21 protein-coding genes and 1 riboswitch are annotated in these 20,505 nt (G+C 68.6%); of the genes, 8 read left to right on the top strand and 13 right to left on the bottom strand.

Translation table 11 applies throughout. From position 1 onward, the window contains the following. Window positions 1–48: 48 nt before the first annotated feature. From MRBLMD1_RS03740 to hemE, 8 genes are all read right to left on the bottom strand, one after another. Window positions 49–930, bottom strand: a complete 882-nt coding sequence (locus MRBLMD1_RS03740) for a uroporphyrinogen-III synthase (protein WP_414703661.1) — start codon at window positions 928–930, stop codon at window positions 49–51. A gap of 7 nt (window positions 931–937) precedes the next feature. After that, window positions 938–1,936, bottom strand: coding sequence for a hydroxymethylbilane synthase (gene hemC, locus MRBLMD1_RS03735; protein ID WP_159631513.1), 999 nt, complete (start codon window positions 1,934–1,936; stop codon window positions 938–940). Next, window positions 1,933–3,177 carry a ferrochelatase gene (locus MRBLMD1_RS03730; protein ID WP_364397573.1) on the bottom strand — a complete coding sequence of 415 codons (1,245 nt, stop codon included), beginning with the start codon at window positions 3,175–3,177 and terminating at the stop codon, window positions 1,933–1,935. The genes hemC and MRBLMD1_RS03730 overlap by 4 nt, the downstream gene beginning before the upstream one ends. Continuing rightward, entirely contained in the window at window positions 3,174–3,875 is a 702-nt protein-coding gene (hemQ, locus tag MRBLMD1_RS03725) for a hydrogen peroxide-dependent heme synthase (RefSeq protein WP_141181959.1), read from the bottom strand. The genes MRBLMD1_RS03730 and hemQ overlap by 4 nt, the downstream gene beginning before the upstream one ends. A gap of 111 nt (window positions 3,876–3,986) precedes the next feature. Then, window positions 3,987–4,340, bottom strand: a complete 354-nt coding sequence (locus MRBLMD1_RS03720) for a hypothetical protein (protein WP_364397571.1) — start codon at window positions 4,338–4,340, stop codon at window positions 3,987–3,989. A 109-nt stretch (window positions 4,341–4,449) separates the two neighbouring features. Beyond that, the gene (locus tag MRBLMD1_RS03715; RefSeq protein ID WP_159631510.1) at window positions 4,450–4,674 is read right to left on the bottom strand and encodes a hypothetical protein; all 225 of its coding nucleotides are present in this window, start codon (window positions 4,672–4,674) and stop codon (window positions 4,450–4,452) included. A 453-nt stretch (window positions 4,675–5,127) separates the two neighbouring features. Beyond that, on the bottom strand, window positions 5,128–6,576 hold the full coding sequence (hemG, locus tag MRBLMD1_RS03710) for a protoporphyrinogen oxidase (RefSeq protein ID WP_159631509.1): 1,449 nt from the start codon (window positions 6,574–6,576) through the stop codon (window positions 5,128–5,130). A 3-nt stretch (window positions 6,577–6,579) separates the two neighbouring features. Beyond that, window positions 6,580–7,674, bottom strand: a complete 1,095-nt coding sequence (gene hemE, locus MRBLMD1_RS03705; RefSeq protein WP_364397568.1) for a uroporphyrinogen decarboxylase — start codon at window positions 7,672–7,674, stop codon at window positions 6,580–6,582. 158 nt (window positions 7,675–7,832) lie between these two features. On the opposite strand from hemE, the gene MRBLMD1_RS03700 reads away from it, so the two are divergent. Next, a complete protein-coding gene (locus tag MRBLMD1_RS03700) occupies window positions 7,833–9,173 on the top strand; it encodes a glutamyl-tRNA reductase (protein ID WP_364397566.1) in 1,341 nt (446 codons plus the stop codon). Between the two features lie 121 nt (window positions 9,174–9,294). Here MRBLMD1_RS03700 and moeB read toward each other — a convergent pair whose 3' ends face one another. Beyond that, window positions 9,295–10,494, bottom strand: a complete 1,200-nt coding sequence (gene moeB / locus MRBLMD1_RS03695; RefSeq protein ID WP_364397564.1) for a molybdopterin-synthase adenylyltransferase MoeB — start codon at window positions 10,492–10,494, stop codon at window positions 9,295–9,297. Window positions 10,495–10,579: 85 nt separating this feature from the next. On the opposite strand from moeB, the gene MRBLMD1_RS03690 reads away from it, so the two are divergent. From MRBLMD1_RS03690 to MRBLMD1_RS03680, 3 genes are all read left to right on the top strand, one after another. Then, window positions 10,580–11,245: a TetR/AcrR family transcriptional regulator gene (locus tag MRBLMD1_RS03690; RefSeq protein WP_159631505.1), complete on the top strand. Its 666-nt coding sequence runs from the start codon at window positions 10,580–10,582 to the stop codon at window positions 11,243–11,245. A 62-nt stretch (window positions 11,246–11,307) separates the two neighbouring features. After that, window positions 11,308–11,532 carry a DUF3107 domain-containing protein gene (locus MRBLMD1_RS03685; protein WP_159631504.1) on the top strand — a complete coding sequence of 75 codons (225 nt, stop codon included), beginning with the start codon at window positions 11,308–11,310 and terminating at the stop codon, window positions 11,530–11,532. 57 nt (window positions 11,533–11,589) lie between these two features. Then, a complete protein-coding gene (locus tag MRBLMD1_RS03680; protein ID WP_159631503.1) occupies window positions 11,590–11,892 on the top strand; it encodes a hypothetical protein in 303 nt (100 codons plus the stop codon). A 72-nt stretch (window positions 11,893–11,964) separates the two neighbouring features. On the opposite strand, the gene MRBLMD1_RS03675 is transcribed toward MRBLMD1_RS03680, so the two are convergent. The 3 genes from MRBLMD1_RS03675 to thiO form a co-directional block, all read right to left on the bottom strand. Next, window positions 11,965–12,780 (bottom strand): thiazole synthase, encoded by an 816-nt coding sequence (locus tag MRBLMD1_RS03675; RefSeq protein WP_307488365.1) that lies wholly within the window; start codon window positions 12,778–12,780, stop codon window positions 11,965–11,967. A 4-nt stretch (window positions 12,781–12,784) separates the two neighbouring features. Beyond that, window positions 12,785–13,021 carry a sulfur carrier protein ThiS gene (gene thiS, locus MRBLMD1_RS03670; RefSeq protein ID WP_159631501.1) on the bottom strand — a complete coding sequence of 79 codons (237 nt, stop codon included), beginning with the start codon at window positions 13,019–13,021 and terminating at the stop codon, window positions 12,785–12,787. Beyond that, the gene (thiO, locus tag MRBLMD1_RS03665) at window positions 13,018–14,319 is read right to left on the bottom strand and encodes a glycine oxidase ThiO (protein ID WP_364397560.1); all 1,302 of its coding nucleotides are present in this window, start codon (window positions 14,317–14,319) and stop codon (window positions 13,018–13,020) included. The genes thiS and thiO overlap by 4 nt, the downstream gene beginning before the upstream one ends. After that, window positions 14,312–14,430, bottom strand: a riboswitch (TPP riboswitch). (Overlaps the previous gene by 8 nt.) A gap of 27 nt (window positions 14,431–14,457) precedes the next feature. Between thiO and thiE the strand changes: the two genes are divergently transcribed. The 4 genes from thiE to MRBLMD1_RS03645 all read left to right on the top strand — a co-directional run bounded on the left by thiE (window position 14,458) and on the right by MRBLMD1_RS03645 (window position 19,620). Then, window positions 14,458–15,207 carry a thiamine phosphate synthase gene (gene thiE, locus MRBLMD1_RS03660; protein ID WP_364397558.1) on the top strand — a complete coding sequence of 250 codons (750 nt, stop codon included), beginning with the start codon at window positions 14,458–14,460 and terminating at the stop codon, window positions 15,205–15,207. A gap of 39 nt (window positions 15,208–15,246) precedes the next feature. Then, on the top strand, window positions 15,247–16,752 hold the full coding sequence (locus tag MRBLMD1_RS03655; RefSeq protein ID WP_364397556.1) for an RNB domain-containing ribonuclease: 1,506 nt from the start codon (window positions 15,247–15,249) through the stop codon (window positions 16,750–16,752). A 292-nt stretch (window positions 16,753–17,044) separates the two neighbouring features. Beyond that, window positions 17,045–18,739 (top strand): DEAD/DEAH box helicase, encoded by a 1,695-nt coding sequence (locus MRBLMD1_RS03650; RefSeq protein WP_159631498.1) that lies wholly within the window; start codon window positions 17,045–17,047, stop codon window positions 18,737–18,739. A gap of 8 nt (window positions 18,740–18,747) precedes the next feature. Next, window positions 18,748–19,620: a DNA-methyltransferase gene (locus tag MRBLMD1_RS03645; RefSeq protein WP_255172721.1), complete on the top strand. Its 873-nt coding sequence runs from the start codon at window positions 18,748–18,750 to the stop codon at window positions 19,618–19,620. Window positions 19,621–19,639: 19 nt separating this feature from the next. Here the strand turns inward: MRBLMD1_RS03645 and MRBLMD1_RS03640 are convergent, their stop codons facing one another. Beyond that, window positions 19,640–20,488, bottom strand: coding sequence for a PHP domain-containing protein (locus tag MRBLMD1_RS03640; protein WP_159631496.1), 849 nt, complete (start codon window positions 20,486–20,488; stop codon window positions 19,640–19,642). Window positions 20,489–20,505 lie beyond the last annotated feature (17 nt).

Raw genomic sequence — 20,505 nt, 5'->3', positions numbered from 1 at the left:
CCTTCGCATGGTTGTGAAGCTTTGTGGAGGGAAAACGTGCCGGCCCGGTCAGGGCGGGTTGAGGGCCTTCGCGACGGCTGCCACCAGCCCGTCCGGTGTGGGCTCTGCCGCCACTTCGGCGACCTCAAGGCCCAGGGCTGTGGCCTGGTCCGCCGTCGAACGGCCAATTGCCACCAGCCGGCAGCCGGCGAGCGGACCAAGGGCGGCGATCCGCCGCACCGCGCTTGGCGAGGCGGCGATCACGGCGGCAATACGCCCTTCGGCGATGTCCGTGGCGGCAGCTTCCGGCGTCAGGAGGGAGTACGACGGCGGCTGCGGGCCGGCGTCGGCCGCTTCCGCCCGGACGGCGAGACGGCGCTCCGCTGCCGCCGGGTAGTCGACGGTGCGGTAGGCAGTCACAGAGGTGACGTCGGCGCCGGCGGCTTCCAAGCCCGCCGCTAGTGTGCCGGCCGCGATGTCCGCCTGCGGCAGCAGGATCCTGCCCCTCCCGGACCAGACGGCGAGCAGGCCGGCAGCTGACTGCTCGCCGGCCGGCGTGAGCGCTACGTCCAGTCCACCCGCTTCCAGCAGCCGGTGAGTTGCCGGACCGATGGCGGCGATCCGCGTGGCGGCAGGTACCAGGTGGTCCAGGCGCAGGCCACGTTCGGCGGCTTTTTCCCTCAGGACGTGCACTGTTGTGGCGCTGCTGACCACCAGCCAGTCGAAGGCGCCTGCTGCAAGGGCGTCACAGGCGACGTCCAACGCGTGCTGGTCCGGCGCCCTTTCGAAATCGATGAGCGGGAGCAGCACCGGCAGGGCACCGGCCCCTTTCAGGGCCTCCACCAGGGCGCCCGAGCGCTCCGGGCTGCGGGTGACCAGGACCCGGACCCCGCCAAGCGGCATGCTTCCATGCGGCGTGGCGGATCCGGAGTCACTGGAAGGCTGCGTCATTGCCAGGTCAGGACGCCTGCAGGTCTGCGATGTCGGCGGCTCCGGCAGCAAGGAGGACCTCCGCCAGTTCGATGCCCAGCAGGGTGGCTCCCACCTCGGTGAGCCCGTCGGTGGCACGCCGGTCCCGGACCGTGGCTGTGCCGTCAACGGCGCACACCACGGCTTCGAGGTGGAGCATGCTGCCCTTGCGGTAAGCGTAGGCCCCCACCGGGGCGGCACAGCCTGCTTCGAGCCGGGCCAGGAGCGCGCGCTCGGCCGTGACGGCCAGGCGGGTGTCGGGGTCGTCCAGCGCTGCCAGGGCCTGGGCCAGGACGTCACGGGAGCCGTCAGCCGCGCCGGGCTTTGCCGGGGCGTCCGCTGTCCGGCACTCGATGGCCAGTGATCCCTGGCCCGCGGCGGGCAGCATCACGTCGGTTTCCAGGTATTCGGTGACGGCGTCCAGGCGGCCGATCCGCTCCAGGCCGGCGGCTGCGAGCACCACGGCGTCCAGGTCACAGGACTTTCCGGGGACCACCTGGCCGGTGGAGTTGCCGGGCAGCCCGGGAACGCGGCCCAACCGGGTATCGACGTTGCCGCGGATGTCCACGATGTCCAGGTCCGCGCGGGCGGCGCGCAACTGGGCCGCACGCCGTGGCGAACCGGTGCCAATGCGGGCGCCGGCCGGCAGGTCTGCCAGCTTGAGTCCGTCGCGGGCGCACAGGACGTCGCGGACGTCCACCCGGCGCGGGGTGGCGGCAAGGCTGAGCCCTACTGCTGCCCCTGTCGGCAGGTCCTTGAGCGAGTGGACGGCAACATCGCACTCATTGCGCAGGAGCGCGTCACGCAGGGCGGCAACAAAGACGCCGGTGCCGCCCATCTGGGAGAGCGAGCCCGTGAGGACGTCCCCGTCGGTGCGGACATGCACCAGTTCCACCGGGAAACCGCCGACGGCGGCCAGCTGGTCCGCGGTCTGCTGGGTTTGGGTGAGCGCCAGCTTGCTGGCGCGTGTTCCGATCCGGACCGTCACAGCTGGGCCGTTTCCGCGGAACCGCCGGACGGGTACGGGTCATGGCCGGTGCCCACGGTGGTGTCAGCCCCTGCAATGGTGGGCTTTTCGCCGCGGAAGTTGGCGCAGCATCCCGGCCGGCAGACGTCGTACCAGGGACCAAGATCCGTCAGGGCGGGGCGGTCACTGATGTTGTTGGCCACCGTCCGCTCGCAGATCAGGTCCACCAGGCCGTCCACGAACTTCCGGTGCGTACCGGGCGTGGGGACGCGCGTGGCGGCCAGGCCCAGGTTGCCGCAGGTTTCCATTGCTTCGGTGTCCAGGTCCCAGACAACTTCCATGTGGTCGCTGACGAAACCGAGCGGAACGATGACGATGCCCTTGACGCCCTGGCCGGCCAGTTCCTCGATGGCGTCATTGATGTCCGGTTCCAGCCACGGCACGTGCGGGGCACCGGAACGGGACTGGTAGACCAGGGACCACGGTGCGGTCAGCCCGGAGTCCTTCTCGACCCGATCGATGACGGCGGCGGCATTGGCGAGGTGCTGGGCCACGTAGGCGGAGCCTTCCTCGAACACGCGGGGCTCCCCCTCGGAGCGGCCCGCAGCTTCGGCGTCCCGGGTGGGGATGGAGTGGGTGGCGAACAGGATGTGGACGGGGGCGTCCGGCGTGCCGGCTTCGGCGAGCTTTGCCCGCACGTCAGCCAGGCCGGTGGCGGTGCCCTCCACGAACGGCTCCACGAAACCGGGGTGGTCAAAGTACTGGCGGACCTTGTCCACTTCGAGCTTGCCGTCCAGGCCGGTCTCCGTCAGCGCCATGCCGATGTCCTCGCGGTACTGGCGGCAGCTGGAGTAGCAGGAGTAGGCACTTGTGGTGAGCATCAGCACCCGTCGGTGCCCGGCGTCGTACGCTTCCTGCAGGGTCTGCGGGATGTACGGGGCCCAGTTGCGGTTGCCCCACAGCACGGGCAGCTCGATGCCGCGGGCAGCCAGCTCGGCTTCCAGCGCTGCCTTCAGCTCGCGGTTCTGCTGGTTGATGGGGCTGACGCCGCCGTTGGCGCGGTAGTGGTGTGAGACTTCCTCAAGCCGCTCGTCCGGGATCCCCCGGCCGCGGGTGACGTTGCGGAGGAACGGGATGACGTCATCCTGGCCTTCCGGGCCACCGAAGGAGGCCAGCAGGACGGCGTCGTAGTTCTTGGGGGCCATGCGTCCGGCCTCGGTCACCGGGTTGACGGCGGTGGCGGCCTGCTGTTCCGGGCTCATGCCAGTACCTCGGCAACCTCGTCGGCGGAGATGCGGCGTCCGGTGTAGAACGGGACTTCCTCCCGCACGTGGTTGCGTGCCTCCGTGGCGCGGAGGTGGCGCATGAGGTCCACAAGGTCAACGAGTTCGGGGGCTTCCAGGCCCAGGATCCATTCCCAGTCGCCCAGGGCGAAGGAGGAAACGGTGTTGGAGATGACCTGGGGGAAGTCGCGGCCCAGGAGGCCGTGGTCGCGGAGCATTTTGCCGCGTTCGGCCTCGGGCAGGATGTACCACTCGTAGGAGCGCACGAACGGGTAGACACAGAGCCACTCCGCCGGAGCGACACCGCGGGAGTATGCCGGGGTGTGGTTCTTGGCGAACTCGGCCTCGCGGTGGACACCCATCGCCGACCAGACGATCTCGGTGCCGGCGAACAGGGTGCTGCGGCGAATGTCCCGGATGGCCTGCTGCAGCGCTTCCGGTTTGGGTCCGTGGAGCCACACCATGACGTCGGCGTCGGCGCGCATGGCCGAGACGTCGTAGCTGCCCCGGTGGGTGACGCCGGCCGCGGCGAGCCGCTCCAGCAGCGCTTCGAAGTCGGCGGCGGCGTCAGCGCTGCGGACCACTGACTCCGACCTCTTGAATACCGTCCAGAGGGTAAAGAACTGCTCGGCTGATTCTTCGGTTTTAGTGACAGATTCGGCAGAAGTGTGGCTCATGGTTACAAGTTTGCCCCTTCCCCGCCCCAAGACGAAACCGAAAAGTTCTACAGCTCGTAGAAGTGAGCAAAGTCACATTCCCTCATGCAGCAGGCCACCAGGTGCACCCCCTTAGAGGCGGCGCATCCGCAGGAACACCAGCCCGGCAGCCGCTCCCACACCGACCAGGCCCGCACCCAGCCACACCATGGCATCGGGCACGCCAGGCAGTGGGCCGGTGGAGGAAACTGCCTGTCCCGGTCCGGCCGGGGCGCCGGCGGCCTGCGGCGCGCGGGTGGGCTGGGACGGGCGCGCATTGATGGACAGCGACGTCGGCAGAGCGGACGCATATGCGGCATCCGGACTGCCGGCCGGCGTCTGGGCCGGCGCGCCGAATGCACTGCCGTCCGCTACGGTGGCGCCGGCAACGAAAGGACTGCCCGCCACGCCGGAGCCCGGCACTGCCGCCTGGGTACCCGGGGCCAAAGCAGCCCCTCCGGCTGGCGCTCCGGATGCGGCCCCGGCCGTTCCGGCGGCCGAAGGAACGGCTGAACGGGCCGGTGCCCCGGCCGCCGTGGACGTGCCGGTTGCTGGGTCAGCGGCCGGCGCTGACCCAGTGGAGGGCCCGGACGCCGTGGGAGACTCTGGCCGGTCCGTGGCCGGAGAGCCGGTCGGAGTGGCGGCGGCCGTGGTCCGCGGGCCAGGTGCCAGGGGCGTTCCCGAGGACGTCGGACTGGGTGCGGTTGTCGACGTGACCGCCGCGGACGGGGAACCGCTGACCGCCGGAAGGAGGGAATCCGGCACCGGAAGTATTGACCATGGCGTGCGCGGGGCACCCGTGGCCGGGGATCCCGCCGTGGGTTCGCCGGCCCCCTGCCGGCCGTCCCTTTCATGCCCGGATCCAGCGTTCCCCGTGGCTTCCTGCGTTCCGGGAGCGCTTTGACGGGCCGCCGTGGACAGTCCGAACGCCGCGGCGGTTGCGGCTACGGATCCTTGTGCCGCCGGATCCTGCGGAGGGGGGACCGCGTCGTCGGCCAAGGACGCCTGGACGCCGGTGGAAAGAACCAGTACCGCTCCGACGGCCGCTGCTGCGGTGCCGCGCCGGAGCCCCCCATGGATACCGGTCCGGGAAAGTGAAAGCTCGGACCTGTGTTGAACCATAGTCATCGACCCTAACCAGAACGGCTGGCCGATTGGAAACCGGCAAGGAGGCCCGGCCGCCCGCCACGCCGGAGCCGCGGACCGGCTTCGGGGCGCTGACCAGCACCGACGCTCAGGCGGCAGTCAGTTGGCCGATTTGCTCACGTGTGTCCGCCACCACAGCAGCCAACCCGTTCCCGGCAACCCATCCGCCCACGACGGCCAGGCCGCCCGCAGCGCTGCAGGACCGCCGGATGTCCGCCGCCCGTGCGCGGTGCCCGACGGCGGCGAACGGCAGGGCTCCGCGCCACCGGACCACGTCCCAGCCGCGCACGTCTCCGCCGGTGATCCGGACGCCCAGCAGGGCAGATGCGTCGCGCAGGGCGGCCGCGAACAGCTCATCATCGGTCTGGGGGCCGATGGCCTGGGCCGAAGCATCGTCCACCCGGCCGTAGGAAAGGCGCACCACATGGCGCCCAGGGCCGGCAGCGGCGGTCAGCCAATCCCATTTGCCCGTGGCGTGCGTCAACGCCTTCGCTTCGATGCCGGGCGTTTGCGGTGCCACCAGGATTCCCGTTCCACGCGGCCGCCGGTCCAGGTCCGGCTTGTCCAGGACCAGCGTGACCAGCTTGACGTCCGGCCCGGAGGCCGGTTTCTTTCCCGAGATTGCAGGTACGGCATGTTCGAGCAGTTCGACGGCGGCAGGGCCCTCCACGGCCATGACAAGCAGCGCGGCATGGAAGGCCGCCCCGGCGGCGTCGACGCGCCAGCCTTCCGGGGTGCGGGAAACCGCCGTGGCGGCAGTGCCCAACAACAGGGTCACGCCGCGGCGTTCGAGCTCCGCCACCAGGGCGTCCACCAGGGTGTGCATGCCGCCTTCGAGGCCTGCGACGGCGGACCCGGCCTTTGCCGGTTGGGGCGTCCCGGCTTGGCCGGTTGTCCCGGCGCCGCGCCGCTGTGCCGAAACTGCGGCAGCGAGGGAACCATGCCTCCGCAGGCCTGCACGCAGGCCCGGAGCCACCATGTCGACGTCGAGCAGGCCGGGATCGGCGGAGTGGACACCGCCCACCACGGGCGAGACGAGGCGTTCCAGCACGCGCGAGCCCATGCGGGTCCGGACCAGCGCGGAGACGCTGGTGACGCCGGCGCCGGCCCCTATGGATGCGGGCAGCAGCCGGTCCAGGGAGGCACGCAGCGAGCCGAGGATGCCCAGGGTACGGCGGACCTCAGGGTCCCAGGGGTTGGCAGGGATGCCCAGGACTCCGGTCCGGGGCAGCTCGCGGGGCCCGTCCGGAAGCTGCACCCAGGCACCCCCGGGCCGCGGGGGAACGATCTTTCTGCCGAGCCCAAGGTCCGTGCAGAGCCGGGCTACGGCGTCGGACCTGGTGGCGAAGGACTCAGCGCCGCTGTCCAGGGTGAGCCCCGCGACCGTATGGCTGCCAACACAGCCGCCCCACGCCGTCCCGGCTTCCAGGACGGTCACCTCATAACCGGCTGCTGCGAGTTCCCGGGCGGAGAGCAGCCCGGAGATCCCGCCGCCCACCACGAGCGCCTGGCCAGGTTTCGCCGGGGAGCTGGCCACGGATTACTCCGGCGAGATGGAGTGGATGAGCTCCACCACCCGGGTCAGGACGTCCGGGTCCGTTTCGGGCGGTACGCCGTGTCCCAGGTTCAGGACGTGGCCCGGGGCGCCGGCGCCGGCGGCGATGACCTGGCGGACGTGCGCCTCCAGGATGTCCCAGGGTGCTGCCAGCAGCGCGGGGTCGATGTTTCCCTGCAGCGGAACCGTTCCGCCCAGGCGGCGGTTCGCCTCATCGAGCGGCAGCCGGTAGTCAACGCCCACCACGTCCACTCCCACGTCCCGCATGGCCACGAGGAGTTCGGACGTGCCGGTGCCGAAGTGGATGAGCGGGGCACCCAGGTGGCGGACATGGTCCAGGGCACGGGCCGACGCCGGCGCAACGTATTTGGTGTAGTCGGCCAGCCCCAGCGAGCCCGCCCAGGAGTCGAACAGCTGGGCGGCGGAGGCGCCCGCCTCCAGCTGGGCCTGGAGGAACATGCCGGAGGCGTCGGCAGCCCAGTTGGCCAGCGCGTTCCATGTCTCCGGGTCCGCGTGCATCATGGTCCGCGGGCCCAGGTGGTCGCGGGACGGCTTTCCTTCCACCATGTAGGCGGCCAGCGTGAACGGTGCGCCGGCGAAACCAATCAGGGGCGTCTTGCCCAGTTCGGCCACCGTGAGGCGGACGGCTTCACGGATCGGCTCCAGGGCTTCCCACGTGAGCTGCGGCAGGGCGGCAACATCGGCCGCGGTGCGTACCGGCTTGTCGAGGACCGGCCCGACCCCGGGCACGATGTCCACTCCCACGCCGGCGAGCTTCAGCGGGATGACGATGTCGGAAAAGAAGATGCCGGCGTCCACGTCATGGCGGCGGACGGGCTGCAGCGTGATCTCAGAGGCCAGCTCCGGGCGGAGGCAGGAGTCCAGCATGGCGATGCCTTCGCGCACCTTGAGGTATTCGGGCAGCGACCGGCCGGCCTGCCGCATGAACCAGACGGGACGGCGGGACGGCTTGCCGCCGCGGTAGGCCGTGATCAGCGGGGAGTCTGCTGTGCGGCCGTCCATCAGTGGATGGTCTGCGGCGAGGGTGCCGGCAGCGGAGACGGCAGGGCTAGGAGTCATGCTTTTGATTGTGCCCAAAAAGAGCTGCAAAAGATAACGACAACCTGTCGCTGACGGCACGGGAATCCTTGAGGTGGCACGGATCACGTCCAGGTGTGGCGACTATCCTTTCCGGTGGTTGTTCTACCGGGCAACGAAAAAGCTATGATTGGTCTGCTGTGGTTCTTTTCTCATTGGTGGCTACACACGCCGACATCGATCTTGAAACCGTTGCTCAGTTGAGCAACGGTTCCTCCGGGATTGCCGCATCCGCGCTCACCGAATCCCCTGCCGTGGCCGGAGCGGTGGTCCTCGCCACCTGCAACCGCTATGAGATCTACGGCGAAGCGCCCAATCCGAACGACGTCGAAGCGGCCCGGGCTGCACTGGTGTCGCGGATCAGCCAGGCCAGCGGACTCTCCGAGCCCCTCGTGTCACGCTCCTTCAGCACCCGGACCGGTCCCGAGGTAACCCAGCACCTGTTCGCCGTCAGCGCCGGACTGGATTCCGCCGTCGTTGGCGAGCGCGAGATCGCCGGCCAGGTGCGCCGCGCCCTTATCACCGCACAGCACGACGGTACTGCCAGCGCCGGCCTGGTCCGGCTGTTCCAGGCCGCTTCGAAAACCGCCAAGGACGTCGGCGCGCAGACGGCCCTCGGTTCCCGGGGGCTTTCCATCGTTTCGGTGGCCCTGGACCTGGCCACTGATCTTTCCGAAAACCCCGACTGGACCACCAAGAAGGTTGTGCTGTTCGGGACCGGCGCGTACGCCGGCGCCACCATGGCACTGCTGCGTGAACGCGGCTGCACGGACATCTCCGTCTACTCCTCATCCGGCCGGGCCGAAGGATTCGTGGCCTCGCGCGGCGGGTCCGCCCTGGATGTGGATTCGCTGCGCCCAGCGGTGGCGGCCGCCGACGTCATGATCGGCTGCAGCGGCTCGGACACCCGGGTTGAAGCGGACGAACTCGCTCAGGTCCGCGCGGACTCACCCCAGCCCCTGATTGCCATCGACCTGGCGCTCACCCACGACTTCGATCCCGCCGTCGGCGAGCTGGACGGCGTGGAACTGCTGACCCTGGAATCGGTGCGCCTGGCCGCGCCGCAGGAGCAGGCGGAATCGCTGGCCCAGGCAAGCGGCATCGTCAAGGGCGCCGCCAAGGCCTTCGAGCAGGAGCGCGAAGCCCGCTCCGTGGACTCCGCCATCGTTGCCCTGCGCCGCCACACCATGAACGTGCTGGACGCGGAGATGGAAAAGGTCCGTGCCCGGCACGGCTGCACCGCTGCCGCTGAAGAAGTGGAGTTCGCGCTCCGCCGCATGGTCAAGCAGTTGCTGCACGTCCCCACCGTCCGCGCCCGCGAACTCGCCGCAAACGGCCAGCAGGATGATTACGTTGCGGCGCTCGAGGCGCTGTACGGCATTACCGTCGAGCAGCCGGGCACCTCTCAGCCCGCCACAGCCGCGCCCGCAGTGGTGGAGGCCGAGTGCCCGGTGGACCACAAGGGCCGCGAAACCGCCTGAGGTTCTCCCTCCCCGACGCCCCATCACCATTTGCCCCGAAATTGGAAACGCCCCATCACTTTCTTCAGGGAAGTGATGGGGCGTTTCTCAAAAAGCCGCTAAAGGTGATGGGGCGTCCGGGTCAGTAGACGGGTTTCCCGGGTTCCACGTCCCGCACCCAGGCCAGGATCCCGCCGTCGAGATGGCTGACGCGCTGGTAGCCGGCCTGCCGGGCCGCCGCCAGGACGTTGGCGGAGCGTGTCCCGGCCTTGCAGTGGAACACGATGTCCCGGTCCTGCGGAAGTTCATCCCAGGCTTCGCCGGCCAGGATGCGTCCCTGCGGGATCAGTTTGGCCCCGTCGATCCGGACGATGTCGTACTCCCCCGACTCCCTGACGTCCACCAGTTCGAAGTCCTTGAGCCCGGCCTTGCGCGAGGCCAGCATGGTGGCCAGCTGGGTGGCCGTGACAGTGTGTTCCGTGTCCGACGGGGCGGCCGGAGCGATGCCGCAGAACGCCTCGTAGTCAGTGAGTTCCGTGATGGGCTGGGCGGCCGGGTCCTTCGACACCCGGATTTCACGCCAGCTGCCGCCCAGTGCGTCAAACAGGGCCACGCGGCCCAGCAGGGAACGTCCGACGCCGGTAATCAGCTTCACCGCTTCGGTCACCATGAGCGATCCCACGGCGGCGCACAGCATGCCGAAGACGCCGCCCTCACCGCAGGACGGCACGGAACCGGCAGGCGGCGCCTCGGGGTACAGGTCCCGGTAGGTGGGTCCGTGCTTCTCCCAGAACACACTGACCTGGCCATCGAAACGGAAAATGGAACCCCATACGTAGGGCTTTCCCAGGATGGCGGCGGCATCGTTCACCAGGTACCGGGTGGCGAAGTTGTCGGCACCGTCAAGAATGAGGTCGTACCCGCTGAACAGTTCCAGGGCATTGGACGAGTCCAGGCGTACGTTGTGCAGCCGGACGTCAACCAGCGGGTTCAGCCCGGCGATGGCATCGCGTGCCGATTCGGTCTTGGGGCGGCCCACGTCGCTGACGCCGTGGATCACCTGGCGCTGCAGGTTGCTCAGGTCAACGACGTCGTCGTCGATGATTCCGATCGTTCCCACACCAGCCGCGGCGAGATACAGCAGGGCGGGGGCACCCAGGCCGCCGGCGCCGATGACCAGCACCTTGGCGTTCTTGAGCCGCCGCTGCCCCAGCGCGCCGATCTCGGGAATGATCAGGTGCCGGGAGTACCGTTCAACCTCGGCGGGAGTGAGGCCGGCAGCCGGTTCCACCAGCGGATCCAGGGCAGGGGTTGCAACATTTGCGGTGAAAGTCGAAGCCATACTTCAATGTATGCCCCGGGATACCGCCGGGTCATATTACCCCGCAGTAAAGTGAAGGGTAACTGCAATGGAAAGAAGGACAACTGTGGTCCCTGAAGCACGGGCTGACCGTCCGGCCTCCGCCGCACCCCAAACTCCCTCCCGCCCCGCAGGCCAGCGGTCCGCCCGCCTGCCCCGGGATGAGCGCCGGGCACAGCTCCTTGCCGCGGCCCAGGAGGTGTTCGTAGCCAACGGCTACCACGGTGCGGCAATGGATGAGATTGCAGAAACTGCCCATGTGAGCAAACCGGTGCTGTACCAGCATTTTCCTTCCAAGCGCGAGCTCTACCTCGCCCTGCTGGAAAGCCATCTGGCCTCGCTGACCGAACTGATGCTGGGCGCCCTGAACTCCACCACTGACAACGATGAACGCGTCCAGGCTGTCATGCGCGCCTACTTCCACTTCATCGCCAATGACGACCAGGCCCACCGCCTGGTGTTCGAGTCCGACCTGATTAATGATCCCGATGTGAGCTCGCGGCTGGAAACGTTCAACAGGACCTTCGCCGACGCCATTGCCCGGGTCATTGCGGAGGACACCAAGCTCCCCCACCTGGAAGCGGAACTGCTGGGCCGCGGCCTGGCCGGAATGGCGCAGGTCAGCGCCCGGTACTGGCTGGAAACGGACGGCAACCTGGACCTCGATGTGGCCAGCGACCTCATCTACCGTTTAGCTTGGCGCGGAATCTCTCGCTTCCCCAAAGAGTCCTAGACTACAAATAAGACAACACCTCGTAGAGAAACACGAGTACTTTCACAGGCTGGGAGGCCCCCTTGGAAATTAAGATCGGCGTTCAGAACGTTGGCCGCGAAATCGTGCTGGAATCAACCCAGGATGCGGAGACGGTGGCCAAGGTTGTTGGCGAAGCCATTAATGAGGGCAGCGAACTGCGCCTGAAGGATGACAAAGGACGCCTGATCATTGTTCCGGGCAACGCACTGGCTTACGTGGAAATCGGTGCCGAGGAGGTCCGGCGCGTAGGTTTCGGCCAGTTCTAGTCCGGCCCGTTTCACCCTCTGCCCGTCCCCGGCCACCGCAGTTTTCCAAGGAGATCCATGCTTTCGCTGACCATCGTGGTGCTGGCAACCGTCGCCGCCGGCTTCGTCGTCTGGGCCAATGACAAGCGGCATGCCAAATACGGTGCGGCAGTTCCGGCCGGTGTTGCCGCGGGTGTTGCGGCGCTGGCCTGGATCATCCTGATGACTGCGGGCTTCGGCTACTTGCCGGGGACCACGTGGCTTCCGTGGGTCCTGCCCATGGTCCTGGGAGTAGCTGCGGCCATCGCCGCCGTCATCTACCTGGGCCGTACCCGCGCCCGCCGCGACACGGAACGCCTGACTGTTATTCTGCGGCGCTGACCGCCGGCAGGGCAGTACATACGCGTGTGGCCACCACCCATCCGGGCGGTGGCCACACCTGTTTCACGGGGGTCAGAGGAACTCCGCCCGGCCCTCCATCGCGGAGGAGGCAAGGGCGTGCTCCCGGCGCGGGATGCGCCCGGCGGCCCTGGCCATCCTGCCGGCGATCACTGCGTGCTTGAATGCCTCGCCCATGAGCGCGGGGTTCTGGGCACGCGTCACTGCCGTGGCCAGCAGGACGGCGTCGCAGCCCAGCTCCATGGCCAGCGCGGCGTCTGACGCCGTGCCGATGCCTGCATCCAAGACCACCGGCACCGACGCGCGGGAAACGATCAGCTCGATGTTGTGCGGGTTCAGGATCCCCAGTCCGGTGCCGATCGGGGCGCCCAGCGGCATGACGGCGGTGGCGCCGAGGTTCTCCAGCCGCAACGCAAGCACGGGGTCGTCATTCGTGTAGGCGAAGACCTTGAACCCGCGGTTGACCAGCTGCTCCGTGGCGTCCACGAGTTCCACGGCGTCCGGCAGGAGGGTCTGCTCGTCGGCGATGACCTCCAGTTTCACCCAGTCGGTCTCCAGGGCCTCCCGCGCCAGTTCGGCGGTCAGGACCGCATCCCTGGCCGTGAAGCAGCCGGCCGTGTTGGGCAGCACGCGGATCCCATGGTCCACCAGCAGCTGGAACAGCGAACCGGTTTCAGCCGTGGAGTACCGGCGCATGGCCACCGTGGTCAGGGCGGTGCCGGAGGCCAGCAGCGCTGCGCCCAGGCCGTCCAGGCTGGGTGCCCCGCCCGTGCCCATGATGAGCCGGGATCCGAGGGCGACGCCGTCAATCACCAGGGCGTCGGCGGCGCCCGGGTTTCCGGCGGGGTTGATGGTGCTGGTTTCGGTCATGGCGTCAGCCTCCCTGTACTGCAGTGACAAGTTCAATATCGTCGCCCTCGGCGAGCGCGGTGGCGAACCATTGGCTCCGCGGCACCACCTGGGCATTATGTGCGACGGCGACGCCCAGTTTCCCGCCGTCCGTCGCCTGTCCGTTGGGTGCCAGCGGGCGTCCGGTGACTTGGCTGACGAGCGTGGTGATGGAGGCGCCGTCGGCCACCTCGTGCGTGTTTCCGTTCAGGGTGATGTTCACGCTGTCTCCTTGATGTGGGGTGTGGTGGCGGCTGCCGCCGGCCGGGAGAACCGCTCCGGGCTGAAGGGCGACCAGCGGGAATCTGATGTCCCGTCCAGCAGTGCCGTGCAGATGGCGGCTGCGGCGGGGGTGAGCAGGACGCCGTGCCGGAAGAACCCGGTGGCGATGATGAGTCCCGGGACATGCCCGGCGGCAGGGTTTCCGGACCCCGGATCCACCGGCACGCGGCCCAGCAGGGGCGCGTTGTCAGGGGTACCGGGGCGGGCCCGGGCGGTGCACTCGAGCAGTTCCAGTTCAGCGACGGCGGGCACCAGCGCCTGCGCGTCCCGCAGCATCTGGTAGACGCCTCCGGCGCTCACGGCATCGGAGAGCGCGTCCTCGCGCTGGGTTGCCCCGATCACCACAGTCCCGTCCTGCCGGGGGACGATGTAGACGGGGACTCCGTGCACCAGCCCTCGAACCGTGGAGGTCACCAGGGGCTGGAGGTGCTGCGGAACGGCGAGACGGAGTATGTCCCCGTGGACTGGGCGCAGTGGCAGGTCGAGGCCGTCGGGCAGGCCGCCAAGGTCCCCTGCCTGCAGGCCGTTGGCCACGATGGTTTCCGTTGCCAGGACGGTGCCGCCGCCAGCCAGTGAGGTGCCGACGACGCTTCCGCCCTCCCACAGCAGGCCGGCGGCCCGGTCCGGCACGGCATACCCATCCACCGCGCCCGCGGCGGCCAGCTCCGGGGACTTCAGTGCAGCGCCCGCGAGTGCCAGCCGCATGGCCGCCACCAAACGCCGGGGATCCACCTGGTGGTCCGCGGGTGTGTCCAGGGCGCAGGCGATGGCGGGGCTGAGCAGCGGCTCGCGTTTGCGGGCTTCGCGCACGGTCAGTGGCTCCACCCCCAGTCCGTTGGCCTGTTGTACCGCGCGGAGGTCCATCAGCGCGCGGCGGTCAGCGGCGTCGGCACCCACGGCGAGTGTCGGCGTCGTCAGGTATCCGCAATCCGCCCCCGTCGCACCGGCGATCCCGGCAGCGAACCCTGGCCAGCGGGACGACGCCTCAAGCATCAGTTCCAGGAGGTCCTCCTCCTGGTAGTGCAGTTCGCTGACCGGGGCCAGCATGCCCGCGGCGGCCCAGCTGGCACCGTTTCCGGGTGAGTCATCGATCAGGGCAACGGAGCGTCCGGAACGCTGCGCCTCCCAGGCGATGCCGTGGCCCACCACTCCCCCGCCGATGACGGCGACGTCGGCACGGACGGTGGAGTTTGCGCTGGCGCCTGCGGGCCCGGGGAGATCGTCAACGGGGTTGCGCATGTGGTTCCTTCCCTACGCCGGCATTAACCGGATCAGGTCAAGCGGTCGGCTCTGACGCCCTCTCAGCCCGGCGCTTTGTGACAGCTGCCGCGGGCTCCCGCAGTACCAGCCCAGTTTAGAGGAACTAGGCTTGCAGGCATGAATGTGTCCGCCTCATCCCTGCCCGCCGGCCCCCACGCCCCAGCCTCCGCTGCCCTCCCCGCCGAAGTTGCCAACGCGGGCCACATTGACGCCCTCAAGGCAGCGCGCCTGTACCTCTGCACCGACGCACGGACCGCGCGCGGCGACTTCGCGGACTTCGTTGACGCCGCGTTTGCCGGCGGCGTGGACATCATCCAGCTGCGCGACAAGACCATCGAAGCCGCAGAGGAACTGGACCTCCTGGCAGTCCTGAAGGAAACAGCGGTACGCCATGGCCGGCTGTGGGCCGTCAACGACCGTGCGGACATCGCCGTGCTGTCCGGGGCGCCGGTGTTCCACATCGGCCAGAAGGACCTTCCGCTGCCGGCAGCGCGGACGCTGGTCAACGGCAACGCGGCCATTGGACTCTCCAGCCACACCACTGAGCAGGTGGACGCCGCGTTGGCCGCAACCGTTGGGCCGTCCGGGCTGGACTACTTCTGCGTGGGTCCGGTCTGGGCCACGCCCACCAAACCCGGCAGGGCCGCCGTCGGCCCCGAACTGGTGACATATGCCGCCGAAGCCTCCCCGCAGGCCGGAGATCCCGTGCCATGGTTTGCCATCGGCGGCATCGACCACGGAAACGTCCGCGACGTTGTGGAGGCCGGTGCCGGCAGGATCGTGGTGGTCCGCGCCATCACCGAAGCACCCGACCCCGCGGCCGCCGCCGCCTCCCTTCTCGACGCGCTGGACGGCACCGGCTCCTGAGCCTGCTTAATTCCGGGACTTGGGGATACGCTGATTTTTGTGTCACATCATCGGTTGGCCCCCAACGTCCATGACCACAAGAACGCCCTGGAAGAGGCGCTGGGCCTGCTGCGGACGGAACTTGAACTGCCAGGACCGTACCCCGCCGAAGCAGTGGAAGACGCCCGCGCCGCCATCGCCGCGCTGAAACTGCCGTCCTACGACCTGACCGCCGTCGGATTCGTGACCATCGATCCGGCGTCCTCCACGGACCTGGACCAGGCAGTGTTCATCGAACCGGACGGAAACGGCTACCGGGTCATGTACGCCATCGCCGACGTTCCGGCGTTTGTTGCTCCGGGCGGCCCGCTGGACGCCGAGACGCGGCGCCGCGGACAGACGTTCTACGCCCCGGACGGACGGATCCCGCTGCACCCCGAGGTGATCAGCGAGGGCGCCGGAAGCCTGCTGCCCGGCCAGGAGTGTTCGGCTTTCGTCTGGGACTTCACGCTCGACGGCGACGCGACAGTGCTGTCCGTCGGCGTCCGGAGGGCGCGGGTCATCAGCCGTGACAAGCTCAGCTACAAAGGCGCCCAGGCCGATCTCGACGCCGGGACTGCCTCCCCCGTACTGGGCCTGCTCCGCGAGGTGGGACTGAAGCGGGTGGCGCTGGAACGGGCACGCGGGGGCGCCAGCCTGAACATGCCTGAGCAGGAGATCGTCCAGTTGCCCGACGGCGGCTACCGGATCGACGCTGTTCCGCAGCTTCCCGTGGAGGACTGGAATGCACAGATTTCGCTGATGACCGGAATGGCGGCCGCACAGCTCATGCTGGAGGGCAAAGTGGGCATCCTGCGCACCATGCCTGCCCCGGATGAACGGTCCCTGCGGCATTTCCGGCTGCAGACCGAGGTGCTGGGCAGGCCATGGGACGGGGAAGTCAGCTACGGCGAGTACCTCCGGTCCCTCGATCCCACCGATCCGCGCCAGCTGGCCATCATGCACTCAGCCGGCATGCTGTTCCGTGGCGCGTCCTACACAGCTTTCGACGGCACTGTCCCGGAAGACGGCATCCAGTCGGCCATCGGCGCAGCCTATGCCCACACCACCGCGCCGCTGCGCCGCCTCGTGGACCGCTTCGTGCTGGTCATCTGCGAGGCCCTGAGCAACGGCGGCGACGTTCCCGGCTGGGCGCGGGAAGCCCTGCCGCTGCTCCCGGGCATCATGGCGGGATCGGACCAGCTGGCCTCCCGCATGGAACGCCTGGCCCTGGACACCGTGGAAGCGGCGCTGCTGCTGAACCACATCGGGCAGGAGTTTGATGCGATCGTCATTTCCGGATCCAAGCCGCAGAACGGAAACGGCAACGGGAATAGCAAGAATGGAAACGGGAACGGGAAAAACGGCAACGGAAACGGGAACGGAAGTTCGGGGATCATCCAGATCGCCGAACCTGCGGTGACTGCACGCTGCGCGGGCGAACTGGAGTCCGGCACCAAGGTCCGCGTCCGGCTGGTTTCCTCGGACATCACCACCCGGCAGATCCACTTCGAACTCATTTCCTGACGGGCCGGCGGGCCCCTGGGCGGGCCGAAACCGTGTTTCCGCGCCCGTACGGCTAGACTGGAGGGGTAGAACTGGATGCCCGGTCGTTGATTTCCTTGATTTGAAACCAACAAGCCCGCCCCTACGCGATCTTGAGAAGTACCCGTTGGTCACCAGTGCCAGCATTTAGATAGCCCGCGATCGGCTTCCACTGGAATCGCTTGCGCGCCTGAGCGTGCTCCGGAGCGGCCAGCCATGGGCCGGCCCGTTGAGCAGGCAGCGCCATTGCCCAAATGAATAAGGAAACTCCCCTGTGAGTGAATTGCATACCCACCAGCTCCTGAGCGATGAGTCCGGCACGGAGACCATCGAGCCGGAAGAAACCATCATCTCCGACGAGACGCCGCACGAGATCGCGGAGAAGTCCTTCGCCGACTACAACGTCCGCGCAGACATCGTTGAATCCCTGGCCGACGCCGGCATCACCCACCCCTTCCCCATCCAGGCCATGACCCTGCCGGTCGCGCTGGGCGGCCACGACATCATCGGCCAGGCCAAGACCGGTACCGGCAAGACCCTGGGCTTCGGCATTCCGGCGCTGCAGCGCGTGATCGGGCAGGATGATCCCGGCTACGCCAAGCTGGCCGTGCCCGGCGCACCGCAGGCCCTGGTCATTGTTCCCACCCGTGAATTGGCGGTCCAGGTAGCGAACGACCTTCAGACGGCGGCGCGCAAGCGCAACGCCAGGATCACCACCATCTACGGCGGCCGCGCCTACGAGCCGCAGGTCGAAGCCCTCAAGCAGGGCGTCGAGGTAGTGGTGGGAACCCCCGGCCGGCTGATCGACCTTTTCAAGCAGAAGCACCTGAGCCTGAAGAACGTCAAGATCGTGGTGCTGGACGAAGCCGACGAAATGCTGGACCTGGGCTTCCTGCCGGACGTGGAGACGCTGATCGCGGCAACGCCCGCCGTCCGCCAGACCCTGCTGTTCTCCGCCACAATGCCCGGCCCCGTCATCGCCATGGCACGCCGGTACATGACCCAGCCCACGCACATCCGCGCCGCGGATCCGGAGGACGAGGGCCTGACCAAGCGCGACATCCGCCAGCTGATCTACCGTGCGCACAGCATGGATAAGACCGAAGTGGTGGCACGCATCCTGCAGGCCCGCGGCCGCGGGCGGACCATTATCTTCACCAAGACCAAGCGCACCGCCGCCAAGGTGGCCGAGGAACTGGTGGACCGCGGGTTCGCCGCCGCCGCCATCCACGGCGACCTGGGCCAGGGCGCCCGCGAACAGGCGCTGCGCGCCTTCCGCAACAACAAGGTCGATGTCCTGGTGGCCACCGACGTTGCCGCCCGCGGCATCGACGTCGAGGACGTTACGCACGTCATCAACTACCAGTGCGTGGAAGACGAGAAGATCTACCTGCACCGGGTGGGCCGCACGGGCCGCGCCGGCAACAAGGGCACCGCCGTCACGTTCGTGGACTGGGACGACATGCCGCGCTGGGGCCTGATCAACAAGGCGCTGGGGCTGAGTGTGCCGGAGCCGGTGGAAACCTACTCTTCCTCGCCGCACCTCTACACGGACCTTGACATCCCCGAGGGCACCAAGGGCCGCCTGCCCCGCGACAAGCGGACCCTGGCCGGCGTCGACGCCGAAGTCCTCGAGGACCTCGGCGAGACCGGCAAGAAGAACAGCCGCGGCGGCCGCGACGCGGGCCGCTCACGCGACCGGGACGGACGGGGCCGCGGAAACAGCGACGCCGGCAAGGGCGGCAGCCGCGAAGGCGGCCGGAGCAATGACTCGACGGGCCGCACGGGCGAGCGCCGTCGTCGTACCTCAACTCCGGAGACCGCATCCGCCGCTGAAGCTGCGGCACCCGCGGCAGAGGGCGAAAAGCCCAACCGCGCCCGCCGGACCCGCACCCGCACCCGCCGCCGCAACGGCGAAGTGGTGGCCGGTGCGGACAACGGCAGCCAGCCGGGCAACTCCGAGGCCTAACTGCCCTGATGACTGACACTGTTTGGGCGCCGGACGGCGGCAGCCTGGTGGTGCACGCGGACAACGCGGCGTACCTCCCCACGCTGCCGGACGGCGCCTTCACACTGATTTATGTGGACCCGCCCTTCAACACGGGCCGGCCGCAGCAGCGCCAGGAAACCCGGATGGTGGTGAACGCCGGCGGCAGCGGGGACCGGGTGGGCTTCAAGGGCCGCTCCTACGACACCATCAAGGGCGCCCTGCACCGCTACGATGATGCGTTCAGCGACTACTGGTCCTTCCTGGAACCACGGCTCGTGGAGGCCTGGCGCCTGCTGGCCGACGACGGCACCCTGTACCTGCACCTGGACTACCGTGAGGTGCACTACGCCAAGGTGATGCTGGATGCCATCTTCGGCCGCGAATGCTTCCTGAACGAGATCATCTGGGCGTACGACTACGGTGCCCGGGCGAAAAACCGGTGGCCCACCAAGCACGACAACATCCTGGTGTACGTCAAGAACCCCGCGAAGTACCATTTCGACAGCGCCGAGGTGGACCGCGAGCCCTACATGGCGCCGGGCCTGGTGACCCCGGCCAAGCGGGAACTGGGAAAGCTGCCCACCGACGTCTGGTGGCACACCATCGTCTCGCCCACCGGCAAGGAAAAGACCGGCTACCCTACGCAGAAGCCGGAGGGCCTGGTCCGCCGCGTGGTCGCTGCGTCGTCCCGGCCCGGTGACTGGTGCCTGGACTTCTTCGCCGGCTCCGGCACCCTCGGAGCAGTTGCCGCCAAGCTCGGCCGCAGGTTCGTGTGCGTGGACCAGAACCAGCCCGCCATCGACATCATGGCCAAGCGGCTCGGAGCGCACGCCACCCTGAGCTCCTTCCCGTCCAGCTAGCCAGGGTGTTGTCCGCCCCTCAAGGACGGACGACGGCGGCTCCCGTACCCAGTTCCTCGATCCGCGCCAGCATCTCCGGGGCCGTGAGGTTTTCGCCGAGCAGGTTGGGCTTGCCGGTGCCGTGATAGTCGGAGGAGCCGGTGACCAGCAGGCCATGCCGGGCCGCAAGTTTGCGCAGGAAATCCCGGCCCTCTTCCGGGTTGTCCCGGTGGTTGATCTCCAGGCCTGCCAGCCCGGCGTCGATCATGTCCCTGTACGTCCGCTCCCCCACGATCCGGCCCCGGGCGGAAGCCACGGGATGGGCAAACACGGGCACGCCGCCGGCGGCACGGACCAGTTCGACGGCGGTGGCCGGGTCCGGGGCGTAGTGCGGGATGAAGTAGCGGGACCGGGAGGTGAGGATGGACGCGAATGCCTCGGACCGGTCCTCCACGACGCCCGCGGCGACGAGGGCATCGGCGATGTGCGGCCGGCCAAGGGTGGCTCCGGGCGCCACGTGGTGGATCACGTCGTCCCAGGTGAGCGGATAGTCCTCGGCAAGGATGGTCACCATGCGTTCGGCGCGGGTCAGGCGGGAGTCCTTGGCCTTCGTGATTTCCTCGAGCAGCCCGGGATGGGTGGGATCGTGCAGGTAGCTCAGGAGGTGGACACTGATGCCTTCCTCGGTCCGGCAGGAGACTTCCATGCCCGGCACCAGGGCCACCCCGCACGTGGCGGCGGCCGCGGCGGCCTCCGCCCAGCCGGCCGTCGAATCATGGTCGGTCAGGGCCACCACATCCAGTTCCGCACGGGCAGCAGAGGCCATGACATCGGCCGGGGTCTCGGTGCCGTCGGAGACGTTGGAGTGGGCATGCAGGTCAATCCTCACTTATTCAGCGTAGTGGA

This window comes from Pseudarthrobacter sp. LMD1-1-1.1, assembly GCF_040676255.1.
In the GTDB taxonomy this organism is placed as follows: domain Bacteria; phylum Actinomycetota; class Actinomycetes; order Actinomycetales; family Micrococcaceae; genus Arthrobacter.
Note: the sequence above shows the minus strand (reverse complement) of the source record. Positions and strands in the feature narration are given on the sequence as shown.